General features: G+C 59.3%; 7 protein-coding genes. 2 read left to right on the top strand and 5 right to left on the bottom strand.

Features of this window, described 5'->3' with window-relative positions; translation table 11 throughout:
• Both Q0216_RS00485 and Q0216_RS00480 read left to right on the top strand, forming a co-directional pair.
• A partial coding sequence (locus Q0216_RS00485) for a hypothetical protein (protein ID WP_298591996.1) occupies window positions 1-558 on the top strand: 558 nt, incomplete at its 5' end.
• An 11-nt stretch (window positions 559-569) separates the two neighbouring features.
• Complete coding sequence (locus Q0216_RS00480; RefSeq protein ID WP_298591993.1) at window positions 570-881, top strand: ATPase; 312 nt, start codon at window positions 570-572, stop codon at window positions 879-881.
• A 169-nt stretch (window positions 882-1,050) separates the two neighbouring features.
• Here Q0216_RS00480 and Q0216_RS00475 read toward each other — a convergent pair whose 3' ends face one another.
• From Q0216_RS00475 to Q0216_RS00455, 5 genes are all read right to left on the bottom strand, one after another.
• Entirely contained in the window at window positions 1,051-1,590 is a 540-nt protein-coding gene (locus tag Q0216_RS00475) for a hypothetical protein (protein WP_298591990.1), read from the bottom strand.
• A 182-nt stretch (window positions 1,591-1,772) separates the two neighbouring features.
• Entirely contained in the window at window positions 1,773-2,546 is a 774-nt protein-coding gene (locus Q0216_RS00470) for an HAD family hydrolase (protein ID WP_298591987.1), read from the bottom strand.
• A gap of 172 nt (window positions 2,547-2,718) precedes the next feature.
• Window positions 2,719-3,573 (bottom strand): PTS system mannose/fructose/sorbose family transporter subunit IID, encoded by an 855-nt coding sequence (gene manZ / locus Q0216_RS00465; RefSeq protein ID WP_298591984.1) that lies wholly within the window; start codon window positions 3,571-3,573, stop codon window positions 2,719-2,721.
• Between the two features lie 11 nt (window positions 3,574-3,584).
• Window positions 3,585-4,454 carry a PTS mannose/fructose/sorbose transporter subunit IIC gene (locus Q0216_RS00460; RefSeq protein WP_298591982.1) on the bottom strand — a complete coding sequence of 290 codons (870 nt, stop codon included), beginning with the start codon at window positions 4,452-4,454 and terminating at the stop codon, window positions 3,585-3,587.
• On the bottom strand, window positions 4,451-5,431 hold the full coding sequence (locus tag Q0216_RS00455; protein WP_298591979.1) for a mannose/fructose/sorbose PTS transporter subunit IIA: 981 nt from the start codon (window positions 5,429-5,431) through the stop codon (window positions 4,451-4,453). The genes Q0216_RS00460 and Q0216_RS00455 overlap by 4 nt, the downstream gene beginning before the upstream one ends.
• Between the last annotated feature and the right edge of the window lie 105 nt (window positions 5,432-5,536).

Raw genomic sequence — 5,536 nt, 5'->3', positions numbered from 1 at the left:
CTCAAACTCACGAACACATTGAAAGTAGACATGGATTTCAAGACTCTCTCGCCTGCGTACCTGACCTCCCTCGGCGTAATTTTTTGCGGCGCGCTCATGGTCGGATCCTCTAGTCCCTGGCTCATCTGGCTGGGCTGGATCCTTCTCATCCTCGCGCTGGGTCTGAATGTCCTCGCCTTTGTGCTGTCCGTGGGTAAGGCGAAGGGTGACCCGACCCCCGCACTGGTGACCAGCCTGGACGGTTTCGAATCCTCCGTGGAGAACCGCCTCCGCGAGCGCGCAGAGCACCGCCGCGAAGAACGAGAAGCAGCTGAGAGCGAGGCTGCTGAGCAGTCGGCGGAAGCAACCGCAGAGGATGAGCAGGAAGTAGCTCCCGCTGAGGCTGTTGAAGCTGTTGAGGCGACCGAGCCCGCTGAAGCTACCGAGGCTACCGAGGTCCGCGAGGAAGAACCGACCGAGTCCCAGCCGATTGTTGAGCCCGCCCCCGGCCGCGTGAGTGTTCTGCCCTCACGCCCCCGTTCGGGTCGCGCCCCCAAGCCTCGCTCCAATGCACGCTAGGTAGGTCGGTAGTGAATACGAAGTTTTTGCTCTCCCCGGCGTACCTCGTCTCTATCGCCCTGATGCTTTCCGGTGCGGTACTTTCCGGCGGCCGGTTCATGCTAATCGGCTGGATTCTGTGCATTGTGGGTGTCTGCCTGAATGCCATGACCCTGGTGGTGCTGACGAACCGCGAGCATCTGTACACCCTTGACGCGAAGGCTGCCCGAGGCGCCCGCCGCGGCTTTGATGACCGCCCCGCTGTGGTGCAGCGATTGGACGATGCTGCGGCTACTGGCGACGCTGAGGAGCCCATTGGAGCGCCCGAGCAGAAGACCAACTAGGGTGTAACCCCCTAAAACACGTAAAGACCGTAACCGCCCCCGTATGGGGGAGTGGTTACGGTCTTTTTGTTCTGTGCCTCAACCCTCACCTCAACCAACGCTAATCGAATGCTTGCTAGTCGAATGCTTGCCAGCTGAATAGTTGGGGTGAGCGAGCGCCGCGGAGTCTTTAGTGCTGAGTACCCAGCTTCTGCGCCGCGAAATCCGCGTACTCCTGAACGTGCGCGCGAGCCTGCTTGGTCAGCGCCTTATTCTCCTCCAGGATGCGCGCCGACTGCGCCGCCATCAGTTCCAGGTACTGGCGGTCGCGGGTCTTTTTCCACGCGGTGTGTGTCGCCTCCAGCTCCGCAAAATCGTTGAGCGCCTGACGCTGCATCGTGTACCGCACCCACATGAGCACCAGAATCAGCACCAGCGGAATGAGGCACGCCCAGCTCTGCCACAGCCCGTACAGCGCCGCCGCAATGGCGCCCAAAACAATCAGCACCGGGGAAATCGAGACGATGGGGGAGTCCGGGCGGCTCTTCTGGTTCTTCACGAGTGATTCACGCGCCATAGCGCGGAAGGTGTCAGAGAAGCTGGACGGGTCGTAAGAGTGGGCAGAATCGGCCTGCGGGCTCTTCTGAGACTGGCTCTTGGGAGATTGCTCCTTACCGGGCTGGTTTTTGCTGGGGTGATTCTTATTGGGCCGAGAAGCGGAAGGACACATAGAAACCTCACGGGGAGTAACGGTGGGGAGTATCGGGAAAGCGGGTGTTTCACGTGAAACGGGGGAGTAGGCGGCGAGTACGCGCGAGAGAAGTAGTGAGTACGCGGAAGCGGCGTTCAGGCTCAGCGCTCGCCGCGCCTGAACGCCGCCTCGGGAACTTCTATGGAGCTTCTATGGAACTTCTAGAGGGAAGCCTCAATAAACTCGTACGCCTTATCCACGCAATCGGTGGTGACAGCCTTCACCTCATCGGGGGAGTAGCTGAAAGACGCCGAACGGTCGGCGTAGCGGTGCATGCCGATATCGTTCCACGAGTCCCCAATCGTATGCACCTCATAGGAGCTACCCGGATGCTCCGACTGCAGGTACTCCACCAGGTGCTGCAGGCCGGTGCCCTTGGTGCAGGCGGGCGGCACAATATCCAAGAAATCCTGGTTCTTATGGCAGTCCACCGAATCACCAAAACGCTCCAGAATCCAGGCGTATGCCGCCTCGCGGATCTGCGCATCCGGAATCCACAGGGGCACACCCACGTACTCGTGGTTCTGTAGGTCATCAGCCGGCAGGGGAGTGAACGCCGGCAGAATATTCGTCGAGGAGCCCACCCGATCGCAGAGGCTGTAATCGTTATCCAGAGTGGTCGCGAACAGTGCCACGCCGTCCACGGTGCTGAAATGCTCGTAGCACGCCTGCACAACACTCAGTGGAAGAGGCTGATGATAAATCACCCGGTACTCCCGGTCGGTAATCACCGCACCCGTGTACAGCACGTGATAATCGAAACGGATGGCGGTCGGGTTCAGCGCCAGCTGCGTAGCAAAAATGCTCTTACCCGTGCATGAGACCGCCAGGTTACCTTCTGCCTGCCAGCGGGCAATCGCCTGCTCATTGGCAGGTTCCACGGCACGGTCAAACAGGATCGTGCCGTCAAGATCGAAAGCCATCAACTTGGTCATAAAAACTCCTTCGCAGAGGGCTGCGCCAATAGTTCGCACACGCCGCACCCTGCATAAAATTAGGGATGCGGCCGGCACCTCTAAGTGTACCGACCGCATCCCCGCCACTTGAGATTACAGCCCCTGAATCTCACGCCTTCATTCAAGGGTGAACGGGGCTATCCACGGATTCTTAGAGAGCCAGGAAGCCCAGGTAAGAACCGAGGATACCCACGGCAAACAGGGCGAAAATCAACCAGATAGCGTTGACCTTCTTCTTCAGCAGCCACATGCACAGGAAGCACAGACCCAGCGACGCAAGGCCCGGCAGCAGATCGTTCAGCACAGACTGAACGGTCACATCCACGGTTACGCCAGCCTGGTTCGTGTAGCTGGTCAGCGGCAGCGGAATGTTCACGCTCGTCCAGCGGTACACCAGCGCACCCATCACGAACAGACCCATCACAGACGCGCCCTGAGTGATCTTCTGCAGGGTGTTGCCGCCCGCCTCAGTCACAATCTGGGTACCCTTCTCGTAACCGTACTTGAAGCCGTACCAGCGGGTCGCCCAGCGAATCGCGGTCAGGCCGAAGAAGAACAGCAGCGGGCCCAGAATATTACCGGTCACCGCCAGGGACGCACCCAGAGCAGCCAGCACAATACGTGCGGTACCCCAGTAAATCGGGTCGCCCACACCAGCCAGCGGGCCCATCAGACCCACCTTCACGTTGGTGATAGCGGCCTCGTCAATGTCCTTACCGGCTGCCTTCTCACGCTCCATCGCAGCGGTCACACCTATAATCGAGGATGCAACCCACGGCTGGGTGTTGAAGAACTCCAGGTGGCGGGTCAGCGCCTCCGCCTGGTCTTCCTTCTTGGTGTAGAAGCGCTTAATAGCCGGAATCATGGAAACCGCGAAACCAATGGACTGCATACGCTCAAAGTTGAACGAACCAAGCAGGAAAGTGGAGCGGAAGTAGGTTTCGACCTTATCGCGCTGGGTGAGCTCGGGAACTTCAACGAGCTCGACGTTCTTGTTCTCAGTCATGATGATGCTCCTTACTCGAGCTCGTTATCGAGGTCGTTTGCTGCGGCTGCCGGTGCTACGGCGGGTGCCTCACTCTTATGGAAGAGCGGGTTCAGCTGGGTGTACAGCAGACCCAGGCAAGCGCCCACAATACCGATAGCAACCAGGTTGAACTGTGCCTGACCGGACAGGGTTGCGACGAGATCCTTCGCGCCTTCGGTGCCAGCAATCGAAATTGACTGGGTTGCCGGGATAGCGGCAGCGGCAATGAAGCCCAGGAAGAAGAAGGGCATGAGAGCCTTCGAACGCATCATGTTAATAACCATTGCGAAACCGACCACGGTAATCATGCCACCTGCAATACGCAGACCGGTGGTCACCTCGGCAGGAATCATGTTCAGCAGGCGGGTCAGCTCTTCGGAGCTAATCAGAGCCACAATAGCGGTCGGGATAGCAACACGCAGACCCTGCAGAACCATACCGCTGATGTGCATCAGCTCAATACCTCGGAAGTTCGCGGTCTTCGCGAAATTATCAGCCTGATGCTGGAAGAACACCGTAATGGTACGAACGAAAATGGTCAGAACCTGACCTGCCGCCGCCAGCGGCACAGCAATAGCAATACCGGTGGTGATGTCCTGGTGCCCCTGAATCACAACAACAGCGGAGATGGTGGACGCCAGAGCCGAGTCGGGAGCCATAGCCGCACCGACGTTCATCCAGCCCAGGGCGATGAGCTCCAGTGCGCCACCGAGCATAATGCCGGTAGTCGGGTCACCCAGCGCAAAACCCATCAGGGTACAAGCGACCAGGGGGCGGTGGAACTGACGCTCGTCCACCACGGATGCGACGCCCGCAATGAACGCCACGAGAACAACGAGAATAAACGTCAGGGCGCTCATGCGTCCAGGCCTTTCTGCTTGAGGATCTTTTCCAAATCAACCGGGGAGTGGTTGGGTAGCTGCTGCACCGTCAGCTTCACACCGCGCTTAATGAGTTCGCGGTAGGCTTCCAGGTGCTCCTCGGAGGCGTACACTGCGTCCGAAAGCTGAACCATGCCGGTCTTGAAGGTGACGCCACCAACGTTTACTTCGTTGATCTTGACGCCTTCGTCGAGCAGTCGCACCACGTCAACGGGGGATTCCACGACGAACATGGTCTTCATGCCGGTGTACTTGGGGTTGTTGTACACGCGGCCCGCCTTAGCGATGTCCAGGACGTTGGTCTTCACGCTGGTCGGCGCGACCTGCAGCAGCAGGGACTTGCGCAGCTGATCGTGTGCCGCATTATCGGATGCCGCGATGAAGGTCTGCGGTGCGATATGGGGAACCCAGGTGCCTGCCACCTGACCGTGAATCAGGCGGGAGTCGATGCGGGTGAAGATGGCGTCCATGGTGCCGCCGGGAACCTGCTGAGCAGCAGGAACCTCGACTGCCTTGGTCTCTGCGGGCTTCGCCTCGGCGGGCTTGGCGGTTGCGGGCTGGTTCGCCTCCTGGAAGGAGCGAATACCCTTAGTGCCGGCCTTGTGAGCCTTAGCAACCAGGGACTTGAGGGTTGCGTTCTTACGGCCTGCGCCGGAGATAACCTCGATAAGCATCGGTACGTTGACACCGGAGACGACGTCGACACCCTCGCGGGTGGCTGCGAACTGCGCACCGGCGTTGTAGGGGCTACCGCCGAAGAGGTCGACCAGCAGCAGGGTTTCTTCTGCTTCGGACGCCTCAACGATGCGGGTGTACTCTTCGACGAGATCTTCGGGGCCCTGACCCGGCAGGAACGTGACCGGGTGGACGTTTTCGAAGTTACCGAGGATCATGCCGGCGGTCTTCAGCAGAGCCGGAGCCGACTCGCCGTGTGCCGCCACAATGATAGTGACCATAGTGGTCCTCTCGTGTTCGTGACATGGTGTGTAGCGACCCCGTGAGGGGCCTCATAATTCTCAGATAGTAACACGTATATTGTGTGTTTTGTGGGTTTTTTCTGG

Origin of the sequence: uncultured Rothia sp. (assembly GCF_937976295.1) — a bacterium.
Taxonomy (GTDB): Bacteria; Actinomycetota; Actinomycetes; order Actinomycetales; family Micrococcaceae; genus Rothia.
Note: the sequence above shows the minus strand (reverse complement) of the source record. Positions and strands in the feature narration are given on the sequence as shown.